Source organism: Myroides pelagicus (assembly GCF_009711055.1).
Taxonomy (GTDB): Bacteria; Bacteroidota; Bacteroidia; order Flavobacteriales; family Flavobacteriaceae; genus Flavobacterium; species Flavobacterium pelagicum.
Window position 1 is genome coordinate 203,364 of sequence record NZ_WMJY01000001.1, and the last position, 22,474, is coordinate 225,837.

16 protein-coding genes are annotated in these 22,474 nt (G+C 36.9%); 10 read left to right on the forward strand and 6 right to left on the reverse strand.

Annotation, left to right across the window (positions count from 1 at the left end; translation table 11 throughout):
* Positions 1 to 238 precede the first annotated feature (238 nt).
* Complete coding sequence (locus GJV77_RS00910) at positions 239 to 1,561, forward strand: metal-dependent hydrolase family protein (protein ID WP_155034477.1); 1,323 nt, start codon at positions 239 to 241, stop codon at positions 1,559 to 1,561.
* A 129-nt stretch (positions 1,562 to 1,690) separates the two neighbouring features.
* Here GJV77_RS00910 and GJV77_RS00915 read toward each other — a convergent pair whose 3' ends face one another.
* Both GJV77_RS00915 and GJV77_RS00920 read right to left on the reverse strand, forming a co-directional pair.
* Positions 1,691 to 2,362, reverse strand: coding sequence for a carboxylesterase family protein (locus tag GJV77_RS00915; RefSeq protein ID WP_155034478.1), 672 nt, complete (start codon positions 2,360 to 2,362; stop codon positions 1,691 to 1,693).
* Between the two features lie 217 nt (positions 2,363 to 2,579).
* Positions 2,580 to 4,502 carry an LTA synthase family protein gene (locus tag GJV77_RS00920; RefSeq protein WP_155034479.1) on the reverse strand — a complete coding sequence of 641 codons (1,923 nt, stop codon included), beginning with the start codon at positions 4,500 to 4,502 and terminating at the stop codon, positions 2,580 to 2,582.
* 122 nt (positions 4,503 to 4,624) lie between these two features.
* Here GJV77_RS00920 and GJV77_RS00925 point away from each other — a divergent pair, with 122 nt between their 5' ends.
* From GJV77_RS00925 to GJV77_RS00955, 7 genes are all read left to right on the forward strand, one after another.
* On the forward strand, positions 4,625 to 6,400 hold the full coding sequence (locus GJV77_RS00925) for an AMP-dependent synthetase/ligase (protein ID WP_155034480.1): 1,776 nt from the start codon (positions 4,625 to 4,627) through the stop codon (positions 6,398 to 6,400).
* A 90-nt stretch (positions 6,401 to 6,490) separates the two neighbouring features.
* Positions 6,491 to 6,928, forward strand: a complete 438-nt coding sequence (locus GJV77_RS00930) for a MarR family winged helix-turn-helix transcriptional regulator (RefSeq protein ID WP_155034481.1) — start codon at positions 6,491 to 6,493, stop codon at positions 6,926 to 6,928.
* A gap of 38 nt (positions 6,929 to 6,966) precedes the next feature.
* Positions 6,967 to 9,372 (forward strand): 3-hydroxyacyl-CoA dehydrogenase/enoyl-CoA hydratase family protein, encoded by a 2,406-nt coding sequence (locus GJV77_RS00935; RefSeq protein ID WP_155034482.1) that lies wholly within the window; start codon positions 6,967 to 6,969, stop codon positions 9,370 to 9,372.
* A 31-nt stretch (positions 9,373 to 9,403) separates the two neighbouring features.
* Positions 9,404 to 10,585, forward strand: coding sequence for an acetyl-CoA C-acyltransferase (locus GJV77_RS00940; protein WP_155034483.1), 1,182 nt, complete (start codon positions 9,404 to 9,406; stop codon positions 10,583 to 10,585).
* Positions 10,586 to 10,618: 33 nt separating this feature from the next.
* Positions 10,619 to 12,412, forward strand: coding sequence for an acyl-CoA dehydrogenase family protein (locus GJV77_RS00945; RefSeq protein WP_155034484.1), 1,794 nt, complete (start codon positions 10,619 to 10,621; stop codon positions 12,410 to 12,412).
* A 690-nt stretch (positions 12,413 to 13,102) separates the two neighbouring features.
* A complete protein-coding gene (locus GJV77_RS00950) occupies positions 13,103 to 14,182 on the forward strand; it encodes a porin (protein ID WP_155034485.1) in 1,080 nt (359 codons plus the stop codon).
* A gap of 275 nt (positions 14,183 to 14,457) precedes the next feature.
* Entirely contained in the window at positions 14,458 to 15,330 is an 873-nt protein-coding gene (locus GJV77_RS00955) for a helix-turn-helix domain-containing protein (protein WP_155034486.1), read from the forward strand.
* A 45-nt stretch (positions 15,331 to 15,375) separates the two neighbouring features.
* Here GJV77_RS00955 and GJV77_RS00960 read toward each other — a convergent pair whose 3' ends face one another.
* From GJV77_RS00960 to GJV77_RS00975, 4 genes are all read right to left on the reverse strand, one after another.
* Positions 15,376 to 16,404: an o-succinylbenzoate synthase gene (locus GJV77_RS00960; RefSeq protein ID WP_155034487.1), complete on the reverse strand. Its 1,029-nt coding sequence runs from the start codon at positions 16,402 to 16,404 to the stop codon at positions 15,376 to 15,378.
* An 11-nt stretch (positions 16,405 to 16,415) separates the two neighbouring features.
* Positions 16,416 to 17,102 carry a metal-dependent hydrolase gene (locus tag GJV77_RS00965; protein ID WP_155034488.1) on the reverse strand — a complete coding sequence of 229 codons (687 nt, stop codon included), beginning with the start codon at positions 17,100 to 17,102 and terminating at the stop codon, positions 16,416 to 16,418.
* 13 nt (positions 17,103 to 17,115) lie between these two features.
* Positions 17,116 to 18,027 (reverse strand): 1,4-dihydroxy-2-naphthoate polyprenyltransferase, encoded by a 912-nt coding sequence (locus GJV77_RS00970; protein WP_155034489.1) that lies wholly within the window; start codon positions 18,025 to 18,027, stop codon positions 17,116 to 17,118.
* 1,166 nt (positions 18,028 to 19,193) lie between these two features.
* On the reverse strand, positions 19,194 to 20,033 hold the full coding sequence (locus GJV77_RS00975) for a 1,4-dihydroxy-2-naphthoyl-CoA synthase (RefSeq protein ID WP_155034490.1): 840 nt from the start codon (positions 20,031 to 20,033) through the stop codon (positions 19,194 to 19,196).
* A 70-nt stretch (positions 20,034 to 20,103) separates the two neighbouring features.
* On the opposite strand from GJV77_RS00975, the gene GJV77_RS00980 reads away from it, so the two are divergent.
* Complete coding sequence (locus GJV77_RS00980; RefSeq protein ID WP_155034491.1) at positions 20,104 to 21,216, forward strand: C1 family peptidase; 1,113 nt, start codon at positions 20,104 to 20,106, stop codon at positions 21,214 to 21,216.
* Between the two features lie 67 nt (positions 21,217 to 21,283).
* Positions 21,284 to 22,474 (forward strand): serine hydrolase domain-containing protein, encoded by a 1,191-nt coding sequence (locus GJV77_RS00985; RefSeq protein ID WP_155034492.1) that lies wholly within the window; start codon positions 21,284 to 21,286, stop codon positions 22,472 to 22,474.

The following is a 22,474-nucleotide window of genomic DNA, read 5'->3' on the forward strand; positions in this document are numbered from 1 at the left end:
ATTAAATACCCCTTATAAGTACAAAGAAGTTTTTTAAAATCAATTTCACAACAAATCGGTTTTATTATATTACTATTCTTTTCAACATTATAGAAATCACATTTACAATGATTAATTAGTATAAATTAATAATACTTGGATAATTCTCTTGATAAATACTATAATTTATTAGGCAAAAAGCGCATTTTATAATATATTAGAACCTTTATTATTACATATAAATAAACTTCTATTATACATGAAACTAAAATCAGCACTAGCCCTATTTCTTGTAAGTACCACAATGGTCATGGCACAAACCAAACAAGTTCTTATTGAAAATGTTAGACTATTAGACCACAATACCGCAGCACTTACAGAACCAATGAATGTCCTAGTGACTGGGCAGAAAATTGAAAAGATTAGCGCATCAAAAATTGCCCTTAACAATAATGAAGTAGAAAAAATCAACGGTAAAGGTAAAACCCTTATACCAGGATTAATTGATGCACACGTACACATGGTGTTTGGTGCATTAACGATGCAAGAGATGATGTCTACCACAGCTACACCTGAAAGCTTAATGAAAAACGTAGCTGCTGGATCTCAAAAGATGTTGATGCGAGGCTTTACAAGTGTACGTGATGCTGGAGGACCTATCTTCCCTTTAAAGGCAGCTATTGACGCAGACAAAGTAGTAGGTCCACGTATTTGGCCTTCTGGAGCGACAATCAGTCAAACAGCGGGTCACGGAGACTTTAGAACCCCTGAGGAACGCTCTCGCCGTTTCTTCGGCAAACCATCTCGTGCTGAAGAATTAGGTGCTACCTTTATTGCCGATGGTCGTGATGAGGTATTAACAGCTACACGTGAAAACCTTCGCTTTGGCGCTAGTCAGATTAAAGTAATGGCAGGTGGTGGTACTTCTTCTGCTTATGATCCGATTGATGTGACACAATACACCTTTGACGAAATCAAAGCAGCTGTTGATGCAGCAGAAGACTGGGGTACTTATGTAATGGTGCACGCCTATACTCCTAGAGCGGTACAACGTTCTATCGAGGCGGGTGTCAAGTCGATTGAACACGGACAAATGCTCGATGAAGAAACCTTGCAAATCATGGCTGACAAAGGTATTTGGCTGAGCTTACAAAACTTAATGGACAATAACGATAATATGGATGCTCAACGCAAAGAAAAGCGTAAGCCTGTATTGGAAGGTCAAGCCAAAGTATGGCCATTAGCCAAAGAGCTTGGGGTAAAACTAGCTTGGGGTACTGACTTTTTATTCGAACCTGAATTAAACGATGATCAAAACAGCTATATCCTACGCCTACAGAAGTGGTTTACTAATGCTGAAATCCTTAAAATGGTCACAAAAGATAATGCGGAACTTCTTCAACTATCGGGACTAAGAAGTCCATATCCTGGCAAATTAGGCGTTATTGAAGAACAAGCCTATGCTGACCTTATTTTGGTAGATGGTAACCCTCTAAAAGACTTGTCGTTAATCGCTAAGCCTGAAAAGAAATTCTTAATAATCATGAAAGGTGGTAAAATCTACAAAAACACCCTGAAATAATTAGAATAAAATACTACAATAAAAGCCCATCGAGTGATGGGCTTTTATTGTTATTGCGTTTATATGCTTACCTTTTCTTCTATAAGTGTATTATATATAGCTTAAGTTTTTGTAATTCAAAATCAACAGCTACTCTTTTTGATGTGCTAACAGCCAATGGTATAGTTCGATGTGACGATATAAATCCTCCACACTGCCGTGCGTACCACCTTTCACTACTTCTAACTCTATAGGCGCGCCTATATCACAAGCCTGGATTGCTCTCATGATCTTCTTGGATTCACTTAACGGAACGATAAAGTCTTTGTCTCCATGAATGAGTTTAATAGGTACGGTGGTTGATGCACATGCATCAGCTGATTCTCCACCACCACATAATGCAATAGCTGCCGCGACGCGAGAGGGATATTTACCGACATATTTCATCGTCCCATATCCGCCTAGACTCATTCCTGTCACATAGATACGGCGCTCATCAATATTGTAATTATCGATCATATAACTGACAATTTCATCTATCTTATCGGCATTCCACGGACCTGATGGCAACTGAGGCGCCACTAGATAAGCAGGTATATCTAAACCTTTCTCCACCCCTTTTAAAGGGCCATATCTTTTTACTCTATCGATATTCGTACCCGAAAGGCTCTTGCCATGCAAAAAGATAATCAAGGGATTAACTCCTTCGACTATTTTCGGTTCATTTAACCAAAATGAATAGGTAGTTTTGTCTAGTATAGCTCTGGGTTGAGCTATCGAAAACAAAGGAATCACACAACTCAGTAATATAAGTAATCTCATCGCTTTTTTTATGGATAAAAGTACATCAATTCTCTAAAGTTAAAATATTAAAAAACACGAAACATAAAGTTGTATTTATTCCTTTTCATTCTATGATGTTCTAAATGCATAGATTACAAAACCGATTGGTCAGTATATATCTTAAAAAAAGAGCCATTTCTGCAGAAACAGCCCTTTATGATTAAGCGTATAAAAATACACCTATACAATAGTAATATTACTCCAGCTTCTTCTCTACTACACGATCAAAATAATCTTGTACGATAGCCATACATTTGAGTCCAATCTCCTGCATTTCAGCATTCTTCTCATTGATTAGGTTATTCGTCAATCCCTTATCATTGATATCAAAATACCCTGTGATCTCTTTACCGTTAAATCGACAGATATAATTGCCCTCTTGATAAGTATATTCACTACCAACGTAGTTAACGACAAAAGGCTTGGTAATAGTGTCATTGATTAGGCTTCTTCCCCAACTCCTGAAAGGCTTGTCATAACCAATCAAGTCTAATACTGTCGGGTAAATATCGATCTGCTGAGCCAAACGCTTATCTACACCCTTTAGACGTTCGTCTGCTGTATAAATAATAATAGGTACAGCTGTACGATTAACCAACTTTACGTATTCATCATAAGCCACCTGATTCGTATGATCAGCAGTGATGATAAAAATCGTATTGTCAAACCACGGTTCTTTGCGACTCTCCTCAAAGAAGCGCTTGAAAGCATAATCCGTATAACCAACCGTCTTGTGTATAGGCACGGTACCTACAGGAAACTTACCTTCATATTTGGCAGGAATATTAAATGGCTCATGAGAAGACACCGAGAATAAGGTAGCGAAGAAAGGACCTTCTTTGGTGCTTAGCACTTCTTTCATATACTGAAAGAAAGGCTCGTCCCATATCCCCCAAGTACCATCAAAATCAGCATCATTATTGTACTCAGTCTTTCCGTAGTAATGGTCATACCCCAAGATATTACCAAAACCTAGAAACCCCATCGAACCGTTGGGTGCTCCGTGAAAGAAAGAAGTATCATACCCTTTGGATTTTAACGTAGAAACTAAAGACTCTATCTTTTGTTTAGGGTAAGGCGAAGAAGTAAAAGCATCTTTAAAAGATGGAATACCAGCCACAACAGACGACATACCGTGAATAGACTTATAGCCATTGGCAAAAGCATTGGGATAAATGCGACTGTGCTTCGCCAATGAGTCAATAAACGGGGTATAACTCTGGTACCCCTCAATATTCATATCCTCATTTAAAGCACCAATATATTCACGCCCGTAACTCTCCGTAATGAATAATACAATATTGGGTGTAGATGGAGTATTAACAGTATATTGTTTGACTGGACTGACATATTTATCTTTAGTCGCTTCATCTAGTACAGTCAATTGCTTAAAGCTCGTCTTACCGATGGTACGCAAGACAGAAAACGGAGTATTTAGTACGATATCAGCATGTTCGGGTTTGGTCACATAGCGATTGGCATCAATCATGTTTAACGGACGTGTAGTCTTCTTCAAGTCTCCACGTACACCAGCGACAAACCCTACAACCACTACCACAAATATAGCTATTGATGTTAGCCAATACGGTTTTTTGGCTTCGATGCGTATCGGACGAGTAAACTTAACCCTCTTGTATAAATATACCCAAGCAATACAACACAAAATACACAATAGGAATACATGCCAGTAGTTTATTAGAAAGTTAAAAAACAGAGTTCCTTTGTTTGATTCGTGTTCTAAACTATCAAATACCGCAATCGTAGTACGTGCATAGATAAATCGATAGTAAATCAAGTCAATGAAATTGATAGAAAAACCAATTAAGTTGGGAATAATATAAGTCCAAAACAACAGTTTTTGGTATCCTTTAGTTGTCGTTTTATAAATCGGTAAAATAGAGAGCAAAATAAACAAACTGCTCAGGTAGAAAATAGCTATCCTATCAAAAGTCATACCGTGATAAGCTAAGGTAAGATACTGCCAAAAAGAATCTACATTAAGCAAATCCCCATTATAAATATAAAAAAGTGTGCGTACTATAAAATAAAAAAAGAATGCTAGAAACAATCTATACAAAAGAACCAGCACTTCGTTTAATCGAAAACGATTTGAGATCATAATTATGTAATATTTATTATCGAGAACAAATTTAATTAAAACTTTACATTAATATCTTTTTTAGTACTATATAGTTTTTATTGATTTTTTTTTATACTTTGCATAAGCTAATTATTAAAAATATGATTGATCCTACCAGATTATTCGATATACCTTATTTACAAAGAGATAACTTTCCTTTGGAAGATGCTCTTGTAACAAAAGTAAATGGCGTATGGGAGAAAACTTCTTCAGAAGAATACGTCAACAAGGCGAATGCTATATCAAGAGCCTTACTGAGATTAGGTATAAAAGAAAATGACAAGATTGCGGTGATTTCTAGTCGCAATCAAACCAATTGGAATATATTAGATATCGGTTTGCTTCAGATTGGAGCGCAGAACGTGCCGATCTACCCTACCATATCTGCTGAAGATTACCAATACATCATGAGCCACTCAGAGGCAAAGTATTGTGTGGTCTCCGACCTTGAAGTTTACAATAAGCTAATGTCAGTAAAAGATCAGCTACCCCTGTTGATTGACATTTGCTCCTTTGACGAAATAGAAGGCTGTAAGAACTTCAAAGGCTTACTAGCTCTTGGAGAAGACGACAGTAACCAAGAAGAAGTAGAAAGAATAAAAGATAGTATCACACCAGACCATTTGGCTACCCTAATCTATACCTCAGGGACAACTGGAAGACCAAAAGGAGTCATGCTATCACATAACAATATATTATCCAATGCCTTGGGTAGTAAAGACAGAATTCCTTTCACAAGAGATGAAAGATATAAAGCCTTGAGCTTCCTACCTATCTGTCACGTATTCGAACGTATGTTGATTTACCTATACCAATACAATGCAGTAGCAATCTACTACGCAGAGTCTATTGACAAAATGGGAGACAACCTAAAAGAAGTAAAGCCGAATGTAATGACTGTTGTTCCACGTCTATTAGAGAAAGTGTATGACAAGATATTTACAACAGGATCAGAACTAACAGGACTGAAAAAGCGCATTTTCTTTTGGGCTTTAGAAGTAGGGTTTAATTATGAGCCATACGACAGAGGATTTTTCTACAATATGCAATTGGGGCTAGCGCGCAAGTTAGTCTTCAAAAAATGGGTAGAAGCCTTAGGAGGAAATATGAAAGTAATTGTATCGGGAAGTGCTGCACTACAGCCACGCCTTGCCCGTATCTTTAATGCTGCAGGAATGGCTGTAATGGAAGGATATGGATTAACCGAAACCTCACCGGTAATCTCCGTAAACGATTATCGCAACCGAGGTATGCGTGCAGGTACTGTAGGTAAGCCGATCAGTAATGTAGAAGTAAAAATCGCTGAAGACGGAGAGATCCTTTGTAAAGGACCAAATGTGATGCTAGGTTACTTCAAAGACCCTGAAAAGACAGCATCGGTTATTAAAGACGGTTATTTCCATACAGAAGATATCGGTAGAATAGACGAAGACGGATTCCTACACATTACCGACCGTAAAAAAGAAATGTTTAAGACCTCAGGAGGTAAATACGTGGCACCGCAGATGATCGAAAACATGATGAAGCAATCGCGCTTTATTGAGCAAATCATGGTCATCGGAGAAGGAGAGAAAATGCCAGCGGCCTTTATACAACCAAACTTTGAGTTCTTACATGAATGGGCTAAGAGAAAACACCTAGAGGTAGGTAATACAAATGCTGAATTAGTCAAACACCCTAAAGTAATCGAACGCATCGCACAAGAAGTAGAAGAGATCAATAAAAAGTTTGGTAAATGGGAACAAGTTAAGAAGTTCGAACTAACACCAGAGGTTTGGAGTATTGATGAAGAGCACCTTACCCCTACTTTAAAACTTAAAAGAAAGATCATTTTAGCAAAATACCAAGACCTTTACGAGAAGATATACCGAGGGTAAAATGTTAAAAAGAAAATATAAATTGAAAAAAAGAAAGAATAGTATGCGTGCATACTATTTTTTTTTATATTTGAAAAACACTAAGCTTGTATGAAAAATAAAACAATTGACTATGTATTAAGAGCAACATGGCAAGCTGTATCAAGAATGTACAATGAAGAGGCTTCTAAATATGACGCGACAATGTCACTAGCCTTTGCTCTGTTGAGTATTGATAAAGAAGGGATCCCTTCTACCCTATTAGGACCTAATATGGGAATGGAGGCAACAAGTCTAACACGCACATTAAAGAAAATGGAAGAGTTAGACCTAATCACTAGAGAGAAAAATCCAAATGACGGACGAGGGGTTATAGTTAAACTAACTCCCCTAGGATTAGAAAAAAGAGAGTTGTCAAAACAAAAGGTAAAGCGATTCAACGAACGCGTTGCTGCTAACCTTTCAGAAGAAAAGCTCAAGCACTTCTTCGAAGTAACAGAAACAGTGAATGCACTAGTTACTAATAAGAAGATATTTGACGAAGAGTAATTTGTTAGAATTAAGTATAAACCAAATAATAACTAAATATGAAAAGATTAATTAAAAAAGTGGCAGTAGTAGGATCTGGAGTTATGGGGTCAGCTATTGCATGCCACTTTGCTAATATTGGATTAGAAGTACTACTTCTCGATATTGTTCCTAGAGAATTGACTCCTGAAGAAGAAAAGAAGGGTTTAACACTTGAGAGTAAAGTAGTTCGCAATAAAATAGCGAATACACACTTAACAAATGCATTAAAGTCTAAACCAGCTCCTATCTATTCACAAGCTTTTGCCTCACGCATTACAACAGGGAATATAGAAGATGATTTAGTAAAGATAAAAGACTGTGATTGGGTAATCGAAGTTGTCATAGAAAGACTAGATATCAAGAAATCAGTATTCGAACAAATAGAAAAATACAGAAAACCAGGAACATTGATCACATCAAATACCTCTGGTATTCCAATGAAGTTAATGGTAGAAGAACGTTCAGAAGATTTCCAAAAGCACTTCTGCGGTACACACTTCTTCAACCCTCCAAGATACTTACAATTATTTGAGATTATCCCAGGACCACAAACAGCTCCAGAGGTAATCGAATTCTTCCAAAAGTACAGTAGCCTATACCTAGGAAAAACACCTGTACTATGTAAAGACACACCAGGGTTTATCGGTAACCGTGTAGGAGTTTACTCGATGGCAATGGTAATGCAGTTGGCACAAGAAATCGGATTAACTGTAGAAGAAGCTGATACGCTTACAGGATCTATCTTAGGCCGTCCAAAAACAGGTACCTTTAAGTTAGGAGATCTAGTAGGACTAGACACTGCTATTAATGTAACAAATGGCTTAAAACAAAACTGTCCTAATGATACCATGATTCAACAGATCAAAGACAGTAAACCATTAAACTTCTTATTAGAAAACAAATTCTTAGGTGATAAATCAAGAAAAGGATTCTATTACAAAGAAGTAGATAAAGAAGGTAAGACTAATCGCTATGCATTAGACTTAGAGAAATTAGAATACCGTCCATTAAATCGCGCTAAGATAGCAGTTCTTGAAACTGCAAAGCAAGCTGGTGGTACCAAAGCTAAACTAGCTTTATTACTAGCAGACCAAACAAAAGCAGGTGAATTAATCAGAAAGCACTTTGCTTGTTTATTCGCATACGTTTCTCAACGTGTTCCAGAAATTACAGATACCCTATTCCCTATCGACGACGCTATGCGTACAGGATATGCATGGAAATACGGCCCATTCCAAACTTGGGACTTAGTAGGGCTTGAAAAAGGTATCGCTTTAATCGAAAAAGAAGGCTATACAGTAGCTGACTGGGTTAAAGAATTAGCTGCATCTGGAGCGAAGAGTTTCTATAAAGTAGAAAACGGCAAAAAGCTATTCTATAACCAAAACACTAAAACATTTGAACCTATACCTGGTCAAGATGCCTTCATCATCCTAGACAATATCAGAGCAACCAATAAAGTCTGGGGTAATAGCGAAGCATCGTTAATCGACCTAGGCGACGGTATCGTAAACTTAGAGTTCCACTCTAAAATGAACTCAATTGGTGGTGGTGTACTAGCAGGATTAAACAAAGCAGTAGACATTGCTGAAAAAGACTTCCAAGGATTAGTAATCGGTAACCAAGGAAGTAACTTCTCTGTAGGAGCCAACTTAATGATGATCTTCATGATGGCTGCAGAACAAGATTGGGACGAATTAAACATTGCTATTAAAACATTCCAAGACACTACGATGAAAATGCGTTACTCTGGTATTCCAGTAGTTGCCGCTCCACATGGTATGACTTTCGGAGGTGGTTGTGAAATCAGTTTACACGCAGATAAAGTAGTTGCTGCTGCAGAGACATATATTGGTCTAGTAGAATTTGGAGTAGGACTTATCCCTGGTGGTGGTGGTTCAAAAGAGATGACTGTAAGAGCGGCAGACTTATATCGCAAAAACGATGTGGAGTTAAATACCCTACAAGAGCATTTCTTAACTATCGGTATGGCTAAAGTTGCTACATCTGCACAAGAAGCTTTTGACCTTAATATTTTACAAAAAGGAAAAGATCTAGTTGTTGTAAATAAAGACTTACAACTAGCTCAAGCTAAACGCGAAGCTTTAGTAATGGCTCAAGCAGGCTATACACAACCTGCCAAACGCAAAGACATCAAAGTACTAGGTCGTCAGGCTCTAGGGATGTTCTTAGTAGGAACTGATAGTATGATGGCTGGTAAGTATATCTCAGAACACGATCGCAAAATCGCCAACAAACTAGCTTATGTAATGGCTGGTGGAGATTTATCAGAGCCTACCCTAGTGAGCGAACAATACTTGCTAGATCTAGAGAGAGAGGCTTTCTTATCACTATGTGGAGAACGCAAAACACTGGAGAGAATTCAGTATATGCTGAAAAATGGTAAACCACTAAGAAACTAATCTACAACCAAATTAAAAAAAGACGAAGAATATGAAAACTGCATATATAGTACAAGGATATAGAACAGCTGTGGGAAAAGCTCCTAAAGGAGTCTTCAGATTCAAAAGACCTGATGAGCTTGCCGCTGAAACTATCGAATACTTAATGAGTAAACTACCTGAGTTTGACAAAGCTCGTATCGACGATGTAATGGTAGGTAATGCAATGCCCGAAGCAGAACAAGGACTAAACATGGGACGCCTAATCTCATTAATGGGATTAAAAGTAGACGATGTACCTGGAGTGACCGTTAATAGATACTGTGCCTCTGGTATAGAAACTATCGGGATGGCTGTAGCAAAAATCCAAGCAGGAATGGCAGACTGTATCATCGCTGGTGGAGCAGAAAGCATGAGCTATATCCCTATGGGAGGATATAAACCTACACCTGACTACGGAGTAGCTAAAGCAGGGCATGAAGACTACTACTGGGGAATGGGACTAACAGCAGAAGCTGTAGCTAACCAATTCAACGTGTCTCGTCAGGACCAAGATGAGTTTGCCTATAACTCACATATGAAAGCCTTAAAAGCACAAGCAGAAGGCAAATTTGACAATCAAATTGTTCCAATTACCATTAATGAAGTATTTATTAATGAAAAAGGTAAAAAGGATAATAAATCATATACAGTTACCAAAGATGAAGGCCCTCGAGCAGGTACTTCTGTAGAAGTGCTTAACAAACTAAGACCTGTATTCGCTGCTGATGGATCTGTTACAGCTGGTAACTCATCTCAAATGAGTGACGGAGCAGCTTTCGTAATGGTCATGTCTGAAGAAATGGTCAAAGAGTTAAACATCGAACCTATTGCACGTATGGTTAACTATGCGGCAGCAGGAGTCGAACCACGCATCATGGGGATTGGACCAGTAAAAGCTATTCCAAAAGCGTTAAAACAAGCAGGACTACAATTAAAAGACATCGACTTATTCGAATTAAACGAAGCTTTTGCCTCTCAGTCTTTAGCAGTAATTAGAGAACTAGGTATCAACCCAGATATTGTAAACGTAAATGGAGGAGCAATTGCTCTTGGACACCCATTGGGCTGTACAGGTGCCAAACTATCTGTGCAACTATTTGACGAGATGAAACGCAGAGGATCTAAATACGGTATGGTAACCATGTGTGTGGGTACTGGACAAGGGGCTGCTGGAATCTATGAATTATTATAAAAAACCTATTAACCAAATAAAAAAGAACTTAATATGAGTAAAGATATCACAAGAGGAGGACAATTCTTAGTAAAAGAAACGAAATGCGAAAACGTATTCACTCCAGAAGATTTCACTGAAGAGCAAATCATGATGCGTGATTCTGTAAAAGAATTCATCGACAAAGAAATATGGCCAAACAAAGAGCGCTTTGAGAAAAAAGACTACGCTTTTACAGAAGCTTCTATGCGTAAAGCAGGAGAACTTGGATTATTAGGTGTAGCAGTTCCTGAAGCTTATGGAGGATTGGAAATGGGATTCATCTCTACAATGCTAGTATGTGACTACATCTCTGGAGCTACTGGATCTTTCTCTACTGCCTTTGGTGCTCATACAGGAATTGGTACAATGCCAATTACTTTATACGGAAACGAAGAACAAAAGAAAAAATACGTTCCTAAATTAGCTTCAGGTGAATGGTTTGGCGCTTACTGTTTGACAGAACCAGACGCAGGATCAGATGCTAACTCAGGGAAAACAAAAGCAGTACTATCTGCCGATGGAAGCCACTACACTATCACTGGACAAAAGATGTGGATCTCTAATGCAGGGTTCTGTAACTTATTTATTGTATTCGCTCGTATCGAAGATGATAAAAACATTACAGGTTTTATTGTAGAAAACGATCCAAGTAACGGAATTACATTAGGAGAAGAAGAGCACAAACTAGGTATTAGAGCTTCTTCTACTCGTCAGGTATTCTTTAGCGATACAAAAGTTCCTGTGGAAAATATGCTTTCTGAAAGAGGAAATGGATTTAAGATCGCAATGAATGCACTAAACGTGGGACGTATCAAACTAGCAGCTGCTTGTTTGGACTCTCAACGTCGTCTAATCACCCAATCGGTAAAATATGCTAATGAGCGTATCCAATTCAAAACACCAATCGCTTCTTTCGGTGCTATCCGTACCAAATTAGCAGAGATGGCTACGAATGCTTATGTAGGTGAAGCTGCTTCGTATAGAGCTGCCGCTTCTATTGAAGATCGAATCAACCAACGCATTGCAGAAGGAAACACACATCAAGAAGCAGAATTAAAAGGTGTAGAGGAATTCGCTATCGAGTGTTCTATCCTTAAAGTTGCAGTGTCTGAAGACGTACAGTCATGTGCAGACGAAGGAATCCAAATCTTTGGAGGAATGGGGTTCTCAGAAGACACACCAATGGAAAGCGCATGGAGAGATGCTCGTATCGCTCGTATTTATGAGGGTACCAATGAAATCAACCGCATGCTAGCCGTAGGTATGTTGATCAAGAAAGCAATGAAAGGACACGTAGATCTATTAGGACCAGCTATGAAAGTAGCAGACGAATTAATGAGTATCCCTAGCTTTGACGTACCTGATTACTCTGAACTATTTGCTGAAGAAAAAGAAATGATCAGCAAATTGAAACAAGCTTTCCTTATGGTAGCTGGAAGTGCAGTTCAGAAATTTGGACCAGACTTAGAAAAACACCAAGCCCTATTAATGGCAGCTTCAGACATGATGATTGAAATCTATATGGCAGAGAGTGCAATCCTTAGAACAGAGAAATTAGCGAAGTTAAAAGGAGAAGAGAACATTAAGGAACAAATCGCAATGGCTCAATTATACTTATATCACGCAGTAGATATCATCGGACAAAAAGGAAAAGAAGGTATTGCTTCTTTTGCAGAAGAAGATGAACAACGCGTGATGTTAATGGGACTACGCAGATTTACAAAATATGTTAACCTACCAAACGTAAATGCTCTTAGAGAGACAATTGCCTCTAAATTGGTAGAAGCGAATGAATATGTATTCTAATTAGGATACAAACAATTTGGTTTAGTTTGTTTGAAAAAAACCGTCACTTTTCTTAGGAAAAGGGCGGTTTTTTGTTGTTTAACGATAGCTCTTAAACCTTATACCACTCACGCCATTGCAAATACACAAGATCTCATAAGTACAGACCATCCAGCGGTATGATAAAGAATCCTCACCTCAAGCGCTAACTACCCTGCTACCATCTAACTACTGTGAAATCGCGTATTACCAACACCTACATAAAGTATAATTCTCCCATCACTATCTGACGTAGTGATCACGGTCTATCCTAGTTTATGACTATTTGATTTGCATATCACTAAATACCTAATAAACTATCTAGAAGGTGTTTTTTTACTTTGCTTAAAACGCAGCATTAATCTAGTGTAAAAAATCAATTCAGCCACTACCGAACTATTGATCACCTCCCCCAACAAACTCAGCATTTTGACAGGTATTATAGCCGCCTTTTAGTTAGCTAACTAATCCATTGATTCCTCTCTATTTTCTTGAAACAGACTTATTATTTATAGCCATTTACACCGTTTCGCTTTCACTACCCACAAAAACCATTAACATTTTATTATTAAAAAAAACGGAAAAATACCCCTGTATTCAATAAAAAAAATGAATTAATTATTCCTTTTTTGTTTAGAATTTCGTTATTTTGTATTGAAAAAGAAATTAAAGATGAAAAGAAAATCACTATTGCTTTCCCTATTTACATTAATAGGAGGATTAGCGCATGCCCAAGAGTTCGATCAGGAGAGTATCTTTAAAGCTCCTGCGAGTGAACACATTAATCAATTCGACCTTATGCTAGACACAAGGTATGACTTCAATAATGTCTTCACTCCTACATCTACAGAATTAAGTAAATTTCAGGTGAACCAAACAAGAGTCCGATTGACAACTAAACTCTTTGACAAAGTTAGTTTTGACTTTCGTTACAGTTTTGCCAATAGCGGACAGCCAGATGCCTTAGAGTTTGCTTTTATTGAATACCGTTTCAATAAGCACTGGGCTATCTCTGCGGGTAAATTGTTTACAGCTTGGGGATCTTATGAAATTGACTACAATGGTGCAGAATTGTACAAATATTCTATTGTAGGGAATAATTTAGAGGTATTTACCCCTGGAGTAAACTTTATGTATTATGCAAAAAAACATAAGTTCACCTTCCAAGTTAGTACTCCTAATTCGGACTTTTTTGCCATTCCTGAATACAAAAACAAGAGCTACTACTATATGTTTTTATGGGAAGGAAGCCTATTCAACGACAAGGTTAAAACACGCTATGGCTATTCGCTAATGCAGCACGACGCTTCGAAGTATTACCAATGGGTAACTTTAGGGCATCAAGTTTATGCTGGCAACTGGATATTTGAAGCAGACTATATGCACGGTACCAGACAATATGATTATAGCAAAGATATTCAAATGGACAATATTGGCGCATCAGAAATTAGAGACCACGCCATAACCTTTAGTGCAAAATACAAAATCAATAAAGTTGTTCCTTATGTAAGAGGAATTTACAATATGCGCAAAGACTTAACCAATGACTATGCCTATAATCAGATTGACCTACAAGCAGCAGTAGAATACTATCCATTAGAAGATCAAAAGCTATTTAAAGATTTGCGTTTGTTTGCTGCCTATATCTATCAAGATCAAGACTTCAAAGAAGGCTTAAGCAATCGATCAAACTTACATAAGAATCAGATAGTAGCAGGAGTCAGATGGCTAATGCCTATTGTCAAAAAATAACAACAGAAGGTAAACGATAACGTTTACCTTTTGTTATTTAGAACTTTAAATTCTAAAGTGTAAAAAATGCGATTTATTGATAAATAACATTTTAATAACATTATTATCATTTCTATTCACAATTTTCCTCACAATAGCCAACAACAAATACTTATCCTCATCAAAATAAATATATTTTATTAAATTTTATAATTTTATATATGTTTTTTAAACAAATTGTATTTTTACTTAAATTTATATACTCACAAACACTTACTAACTGAGAATATAAACAAATGAAAAAAATACCTCGATTCAATAGTTGTGATTTATTAAATCAAGAGGACCTAACGCAAGACTTTGTTATTTTTGACCTACAGCAAATTCTTACACAAAGGAATAACATAGCTTCTGTACCTCACAAGCACTTATTTTACCAATTGTTATTTATTACAAAAGGTGAAGGCAAACACTTTATAGACTTTCAAACTTATCATGTAAAAAAAGGAGACTTATTTTTCTTAAATCCAGGACAAGTACATAAATGGGATTTTAATAGTTCGACAAATGGTTTTATTATTAACTTCACAGAAGACTTTATTTCTTCATTCTTATCCGACAACCATTTTTTAGATTTACTACCATTCTTTAGCAATACGTCTAATCAGGATTCTATTTTAAATATAGACAATCACTATTCCACTATTTTAAACATCTTTGACAAGATTAACTTTGAGATCCATCTACAAAAAGACACAGACCTAAACCTTGTCAGAGTATATCTATTAGAATTGTTTTTGTTATGTAAAAAGCATTATTTTCATACGGATAACTTTTCATACAATCAACTACAGCCAAGTAATCTGGTAAAGCAATTTGAGTTTTTAGTAGAAAAGCACTTTTACAAACTGCGTTTTCCAAAAGAATATGCAGAACTATTATGTGTAACACCAAACTACTTAAACTCTATTTGTCAAAAAATACGAGGACAATCCGCTGGAGAATTAATCAGAAGCAGAATACTATTAGAGAGCAAACGATTATTAGTCAACACTGATTTATCAGCTAGTGAAATTGCCTATAAGCTTAGCTTTAAAGATAACTCATACTTTTCGCGCTTTTTTAAAAAGCACACAGGGATAGCACCTGATGAATACCGCAAATCCTAAAAAAAACAAAGGCTGATAAGAAGTACTTACCAGCCTTTGTCTTTCTTATGATTCCCATTGGAGTTTGGGGTTATACCACAGCGCTCCCTCTCTTACCTCTAAAGGAGATTGAAAATTATTCGTGTACAAAGCACCTGTTCCCAATCCTTGAGGCAAAGAAGTTTTTAGAGTATATGTCCATTGAGCAATTGCATTTAAGCCAATGTTACTTTCTAATGCCGATGTAATCCACCAGCCAATATTTCTCTCATTAGCCAATTCGATCCACTCCATACTCCCCTTATAACCTCCCACAAGGCTTGGCTTAAGAATAATATACTGCGGACAAATCAAGTCCAATAAATCCTTTTTCTGTTCATACTCGATTACGCCAATCAACTCTTCATCTAATGCAATAGGCAAAGGCGTAATACGACACAAATCACGCATGTCTCGAGCCTGATGTTGCTTAATAGGCTGTTCAATACTGTGGAGGTCATATTTAGACAAACACTTCAATCTATCCAATGCTTGATCTGGAGAAAAACCTCCATTAGCATCTACTCTCAACTCAATCTCTTGCGAAGAAAAATGCTGACGAATATAATCCAATAAATCAAGTTCATGTTCAAAGTCAATAGCTCCAATCTTTAGCTTCACACAATCAAAGCCTTGTTTTAACTTCTCGTCGATCTGCTGTTTCATATATCCATGCTCCCCCATCCAAATAAGCCCATTGATCGCAATAGACTCCCTGCCTTGAGTAAACGCAGAAGGGAATAACACATAAGGATCCTCAGAGGCTAAAGACAAAAACGCCTGTTCTACACCAAACTGTATAGACGGCCACTCACGTAGTGCCTCCCACAAAACTTCTTTGCCTAAAGCAATGTTTTCAACTACCCAAATAAGCTTTTGCTCATAATCGGGTCTATCATCAAAACTAAGAGAGCGCAGTATCCCACACTCTCCCATTCCTATTTTTCCATTATCTTCGATTTTAAGCAACCAAGTTTCCTTTTGAGTCATTACTCCTCTTGAGGTCCCTGAAGGTCGTTTAAAATCAAGGATATGCTTTTTATAAGATGCTATCATATCATACCCTGCTATAGCGTCAAGCTCTCTCCAATGTTTAGCAACATTAAATCTTTACCTTTCTCAAAGAATTTCTTTTTCGCTTGTTCGTGGTCAATTTCGATATAGCCAAAAGTATCAAAGTGATACCCCATCACCTTATCACAAGCAACAAACTCAGAAGCAATTACAGCCTCGTCTATATCCATCGTAAAGTTACTTCCTATTGGCAAGACAGCTAAATCCAGTTTCGTAAACATCGGAATTAGCTTCATATCCATTGTTAAAGAAGTATCTCCAGCGATATACACATTCTTGTTCTTACTTTCAATAACAAACCCACCAGGTTGACCTCCATAACTACCATCAGGGAATGAACTAGAATGTATAGCAGGCGTATATTTTACCTTACCAAAGTCAAATGCCCAACTACCCCCGTGATTCATTGGGTGAGCCTGAAAACCTTTTGCCTCATAGTGTCCTGCTATCTCTGCATTAGATACAATTACTGCATCTAGGTTATTTTGAGCGATAGTCTCCACATCAGCAATGTGATCCCCATGTGCATGGGTAATCAATATATAATCTACTTTCAGCGCATTAACGTCAATTGCCTTTGTAGCTGGTAATGGATTGCCCGTAATAAAAGGGTCTACTATAATCGAAATATCATCAATGTTTATTCCTAAACACGCATGTCCGTAATACGTTATTTTCATATTGTTTTGTTTTTTAAAAGATTAAAGCTAAAGAAAATAATACAGAAATTAAAAAAGTAGTCATAGCTACCACCTTCATCTGTGTATCTAGCTCTCTAGGCACTGTATTGTTCCTTACAAACAGTAAATGCTTCAATAAGGGAATATAAGCCACTATAAAGAAGAATTTATACCAAACCATGTTAGCATATACTCCATAGACGATAAGCGCTAAAAGCGCAAATAAAACAATGCTGTAGTGATATTGTTTAGCTGCTTCACGCCCCAGTTTTACCGCCAAGGTATTTTTACCAACCAACTTATCAGCATCTAAATCACGCATATTATTAATATTTAATACTGCGATACTCAGATTACCAATAGCCACTGCTGGCAAAATCACCCATAGGTCAAACCACTGACCATAAAGATAGAAACTCCCCAACACACTCACTAGACCGAAAAAGATAAATACAAACAAATCTCCTAATCCCCTATAGCCATAAGCACCCTTGCCCACTGTATACTTGATGGCTGCTACCACACAGCTAATCCCTAATACAAAGAAAAAGATAGAAGTAAAGAAGTTTTCCTGACCAAAGGAAATATAAATCAATAACAAAGCCGATATCAGTGAAAAAACAGCTGTTACAACCATGCCTTTTTTCATTTGTTCAGCTGTTAGTATCCCACTTTGCACAGCTCGCTGGGGTCCTATACGGTTTTCATTATCTGTCCCTTTGACTCCATCACCATAATCATTAGCAAAATTGGAAAGTACTTGTAAGAGTAGAGTAGTCAAAATAGCCAGCGAAAAGATAACTATAAAATTAGGGTTCGCATGAAAAAAGGGATAGGCACAAGCTGACCCTACAATAATACCAGATACAGATAGTGGTAAGGTTCTCAATCTAGCTGCCTGTATCCACGCTTTAGTTTTAGTCATAATAATTAGAAATACTTTACAATTAATTCAAGTATGAACTCTTGAACCTTTGCAAAAATAATGAGAATTTATGACTTCTAAACACCTTTAAAAAGAAAGGATTTACACTAACCTTTTAGTCTTAATACTTCATTAGATCACATCAAAAACAACCTTTCAGCGTATCTATCAATCACTCAAAAAATTGCACTTATCAGACACACCCTCTTACACACCTCAAATCAAAATGAGAACGAGATCCTAGTAAACAAAAGTATTGAACCAGCTAAAGAATATTGCAATAGGAAAATTCAACCAAAAAAAACAACAAAGACAAACCACCCTAAAACCTCACAACTTAGCTCTTGGCTCACAAAGTTATTTTTTTGAGTACAACTATCGAAAACACTCTAAATCAAAAGTGTTAAAAAACAAACTAAACACGACAACTTAAAGTATTACTTTAACACAGTAAAAGCATCAAAAAACACAATTCCAACACAAATAAATTATACTTTTAATTGGCTTTTTAAAACCCATAACAAAATATTATCGATATACATAAATACTTATTTTTCAACAAAATACACAACATAATATAAACTCATGCTTTAATTGAAAATAAAAAACAAACAAACCTGTTTATTCAACTAAAAACCCTTTAAAAACCAAGCTTAAAAAAGCAGATAAAATCACTAACATTCATCAGATAACTTCAGATACAAAACACTTACATTTAATCTTATCTTTTCAAGACAAATTGCTATTAATGAATATACTCCCCCCTTATTTGGACTCACCTACTCCCCAACCTAACTATCATTCGGTCAAAACTTCAAAACAAATAAAACCTAAAGACTATTAAACAACCTATTAAACAGAAAACAGCAACACCTAAACAGCACACTACCCTATATCTCTTAAATTTGCCTTATAAAGACATACTGTTATTTGTGGATGTTTACCACACCAAGACCTACACGACTCTATCTCACAGTTCTTACTTTCGTTATTTTAATTACTCACCCCCTTACTTCATTCACTTAACCTTGTTTACATAACCTTACTTTTTAACACTCTTCAGAACTTCATTAGTCAATCGTTTTTCACCCTCTAAAAACTTGTGTACAAAAAAAGGAGACTACCTATCAGACAGTCTCCTTTGTTATTTTGTTATCTATATTCTATTATGGAATCCACTTCTTAGGGAAGTTTGGTTTTCTCTTTTCTAGAAAAGCATTCCTACCCTCTATCGCTTCGTCAGTCATATAAGCTAGACGAGTAGCCTCACCAGCAAACACTTGTTGACCAACCATACCATCATCAGTTAAGTTCATTGCAAACTTCAACATCTTAATAGACGTTGGACTTTTCTCCAAAACTTCCTGAGCCCACTCATAAGCAGTATCTTCAAGCTCATCGTGTGGGATAACAGCATTAACCATTCCCATTTCAAAAGCTTCCTGAGCGGAATAGTTTCTTCCTAAAAAGAAGATCTCTCTCGCCTTTTTCTGACCAACCATTTTAGCTAAATAAGCTGATCCATATCCACCGTCAAAGCTAGTTACATCTGCATCTGTTTGCTTAAAAATCGCGTGTTCTTTACTCGCTAATGTCATATCACACACTACGTGAAGACTATGACCTCCACCTACAGCCCATCCAGGTACTACAGCGATTACAACTTTTGGCATAAAACGAATCAAACGCTGCACCTCCAAGATATTCAAGCGATGCATCCCATCATCTCCTACATATCCTTGATGCCCTCTAGCCTTCTGGTCTCCACCACTACAAAAAGAATAAATGCCATCTTTTGGAGAAGGACCTTCTGCCGATAATAACACTACTCCTATCGATGTATCTTCTTGTGCATCATAAAAAGCACGATAAAGTTCACTAGTCGTTTTTGGTCTAAATGCGTTGCGAACTTCCGGTCTATTAAAAGCAATTCGAGCTACTCCATTACATTTCTTATAGGTAATGTCTTCAAACTCGATTGCCGTTTCCCATTGTATCTTACTCATATCTTTTTGAATTTAGGGTAAAAATAGTCTATTTTTTACATTATATTGCAAATCCAATACATTATAAAACATGAAAAAACTCTTTTTACCCCTAGCCTTATTTGGTCTTAGCCTGACACTCCAAGCTCAAGAATATGAATTCCAAACAATTAAAGACCTTGACACTACTCCTGTGGTAAGTCAAGGAAAAACAGGAACCTGCTGGAGCTTCAGCACTTCTTCTTTTCTAGAATCTGAAATTATACGTAATACTGGTCAATTCATCGACTTATCTGAAATGTATAACGTACGCCAGGTTTACCCGCTAAAAATAGACAATTATATCACCCGCAATGGCAAAACTCAGTTTGGACAGGGTGGTTTAGCTCACGATGTTATTAACAGCATCCGCCACAATGGAATTGTTCCTATTGAAGTATTCTCTGGAAAACTAGGAAAGGAAGAATACAACCACACCGAACTATTTAAAGTCCTTAAAAGTGTATTAGACGCCTACACTAGTAGCCCTACAATTAGCGCTAATTGGAAACCTATTACTGAAAACATCCTTGACACTTATATCGGCAAGCCCATTACTGAATTTACCTATGAAGGAAAAAAATATACCCCTTTGTCTTTTATGAAGAAAGTAGGTATCAATCCTGACGACTACATCACGATTACCTCTTTTAAAAACCAATACCCATATAAACCTTTTATCTTAAATATTCCTGACAATTTCTCTAATGGTAGTCTGTACAACCTTCCCTTAGAAGAATACATTGCTAATATTGACTATGCACTTGACCAAGGATATACCCTATCGCTTGACTGTGATGTATCTGAGGTTACCTTCTCTGCTAAGCACGGGGTTGCTTTCATTGCTGAGAACAGCGAAGACAACAACAAGGGATTAACACAAATCATCAGTGAAAAACAAATCACAGAACAACTGCGCTTAGAGGAATTCTATAATTATAACACCCAAGATGATCACTTAATGCACATCACAGGTAAAGTTAAAGACCAAAAGGGCAATGTTTACTACAAGGTTAAAAACTCTTGGGGTAATAATAGCGAGCGCATCGGAAATGACGGATACATATACATGAGTGTAGCCTATATGAAACTGAAGTCTATTTCTGTTTTACTAAACAAAAAAGGGCTTCAACCCAACACAGCAAAAAAACTTGCTATTCAATAACAACTTACAACATACAATTCAAGCCAGTTAATCTTTTCCCACGATTAACTGGTTTACTTATTTACAGATGACAAACAAAAACAAACGAACAGCAATTCTATTACTCTGCTTATCCTTATACGCGTGTCAAAACAAAACACAAAAGGATAACACTACAAACGACACTATCACAGCATCTACTAAACTATCAAACAAAAAGAAAACGACTTACCCCGTCAAGTTTGACAAGCTTAGTAAAAAATACACGACAACCAAAGCCAGTGAGGTTAAACAGTTTTATCTAGACAACATCAAGAAAAATGGATACACAGGGAGCCTTTTAGTCGCTCAGAACGGACAGATCCTCTACGAAGACTATTCGGGTTTTGCTAATAAAAAAAATGGTGACGCCATCACAGCAGAGACACCACTACACATAGCTTCTGTAGGCAAAGTTATCACAGCAGTCGCTATTATGCGACTAATCGACCAAGACAAACTACACTTAGATCAAAGCGTATCTCAAATAATCAAAGGATTCCCTCATCCTGAAATTACTATTCAATCCCTCCTATCTCATCGAAGTGGGTTGCGTTACTACGGTTATTATAGCGACATTTGGGATAATACAACCACTATTACCAACAAAGATGTTATAGAAATCATCAAATCTGAAAGAGTTGATCTTGACTTCCGACCAAATAGCCGATTTTCCTATAGCAATACTAATTATGTCGTTTTAGCTAGCATCGCAGAACAGGTAATGAACAAACCATTCAAAGAAGTAGTAGAGGAGTTAATATTTGCCCCGCTTGAGATGAAAGACAGCTTTGTCTTTGACGATATAAGCAAAAAAAACGATGTTACCCAGTCCTATAAAAGTACTTATCAACCGATGCACTGGGATTATATGGACGGGACTTATGGGGATAAAAATATTTATGTTACCCCAAGAGATTTTCTTAAATTTGATACAGCTTTATATTCTGACAAATTTTTAAGTGCTGAGGCAAAAGAAAAGATGTTCAAAGGATATAGTTTTGAATATAAAGGCGTTCGAAATTACGGATTAGGCTTTAGACTCATGGAGATGAACAATGGTGAAACGCTTACCTATCACAACGGTTGGTGGCGTGGCAACACTTCATCGTATATCCGACTAACCAAAGATAAAGTCTGTATTATCTTATTCTCGAACAAATACTCGAAACTAACATATAAGACAGTGGACTTACCTCATTATTTTGGTGACTACCCTGTCGGCAATATAGATCTATAG

What these genes read in the sequence shown, in the direction of transcription:
- GJV77_RS00910 (WP_155034477.1), top strand. Translation starts at nt 239, where the DNA reads ATGAAACTAAAATCAGCACTAGCCCTATTTCTTGTAAGTACCACAATG.
- GJV77_RS00915 (WP_155034478.1), bottom strand. Translation starts at nt 2,362, where the DNA reads ATGAGATTACTTATATTACTGAGTTGTGTGATTCCTTTGTTTTCGATA.
- GJV77_RS00920 (WP_155034479.1), bottom strand. Translation starts at nt 4,502, where the DNA reads ATGATCTCAAATCGTTTTCGATTAAACGAAGTGCTGGTTCTTTTGTAT.
- GJV77_RS00925 (WP_155034480.1), top strand. Translation starts at nt 4,625, where the DNA reads ATGATTGATCCTACCAGATTATTCGATATACCTTATTTACAAAGAGAT.
- GJV77_RS00930 (WP_155034481.1), top strand. Translation starts at nt 6,491, where the DNA reads ATGAAAAATAAAACAATTGACTATGTATTAAGAGCAACATGGCAAGCT.
- GJV77_RS00935 (WP_155034482.1), top strand. Translation starts at nt 6,967, where the DNA reads ATGAAAAGATTAATTAAAAAAGTGGCAGTAGTAGGATCTGGAGTTATG.
- GJV77_RS00940 (WP_155034483.1), top strand. Translation starts at nt 9,404, where the DNA reads ATGAAAACTGCATATATAGTACAAGGATATAGAACAGCTGTGGGAAAA.
- GJV77_RS00945 (WP_155034484.1), top strand. Translation starts at nt 10,619, where the DNA reads ATGAGTAAAGATATCACAAGAGGAGGACAATTCTTAGTAAAAGAAACG.
- GJV77_RS00950 (WP_155034485.1), top strand. Translation starts at nt 13,103, where the DNA reads ATGAAAAGAAAATCACTATTGCTTTCCCTATTTACATTAATAGGAGGA.
- GJV77_RS00955 (WP_155034486.1), top strand. Translation starts at nt 14,458, where the DNA reads ATGAAAAAAATACCTCGATTCAATAGTTGTGATTTATTAAATCAAGAG.
- GJV77_RS00960 (WP_155034487.1), bottom strand. Translation starts at nt 16,404, where the DNA reads ATGATAGCATCTTATAAAAAGCATATCCTTGATTTTAAACGACCTTCA.
- GJV77_RS00965 (WP_155034488.1), bottom strand. Translation starts at nt 17,102, where the DNA reads ATGAAAATAACGTATTACGGACATGCGTGTTTAGGAATAAACATTGAT.
- GJV77_RS00970 (WP_155034489.1), bottom strand. Translation starts at nt 18,027, where the DNA reads ATGACTAAAACTAAAGCGTGGATACAGGCAGCTAGATTGAGAACCTTA.
- GJV77_RS00975 (WP_155034490.1), bottom strand. Translation starts at nt 20,033, where the DNA reads ATGAGTAAGATACAATGGGAAACGGCAATCGAGTTTGAAGACATTACC.
- GJV77_RS00980 (WP_155034491.1), top strand. Translation starts at nt 20,104, where the DNA reads ATGAAAAAACTCTTTTTACCCCTAGCCTTATTTGGTCTTAGCCTGACA.
- GJV77_RS00985 (WP_155034492.1), top strand. Translation starts at nt 21,284, where the DNA reads ATGACAAACAAAAACAAACGAACAGCAATTCTATTACTCTGCTTATCC.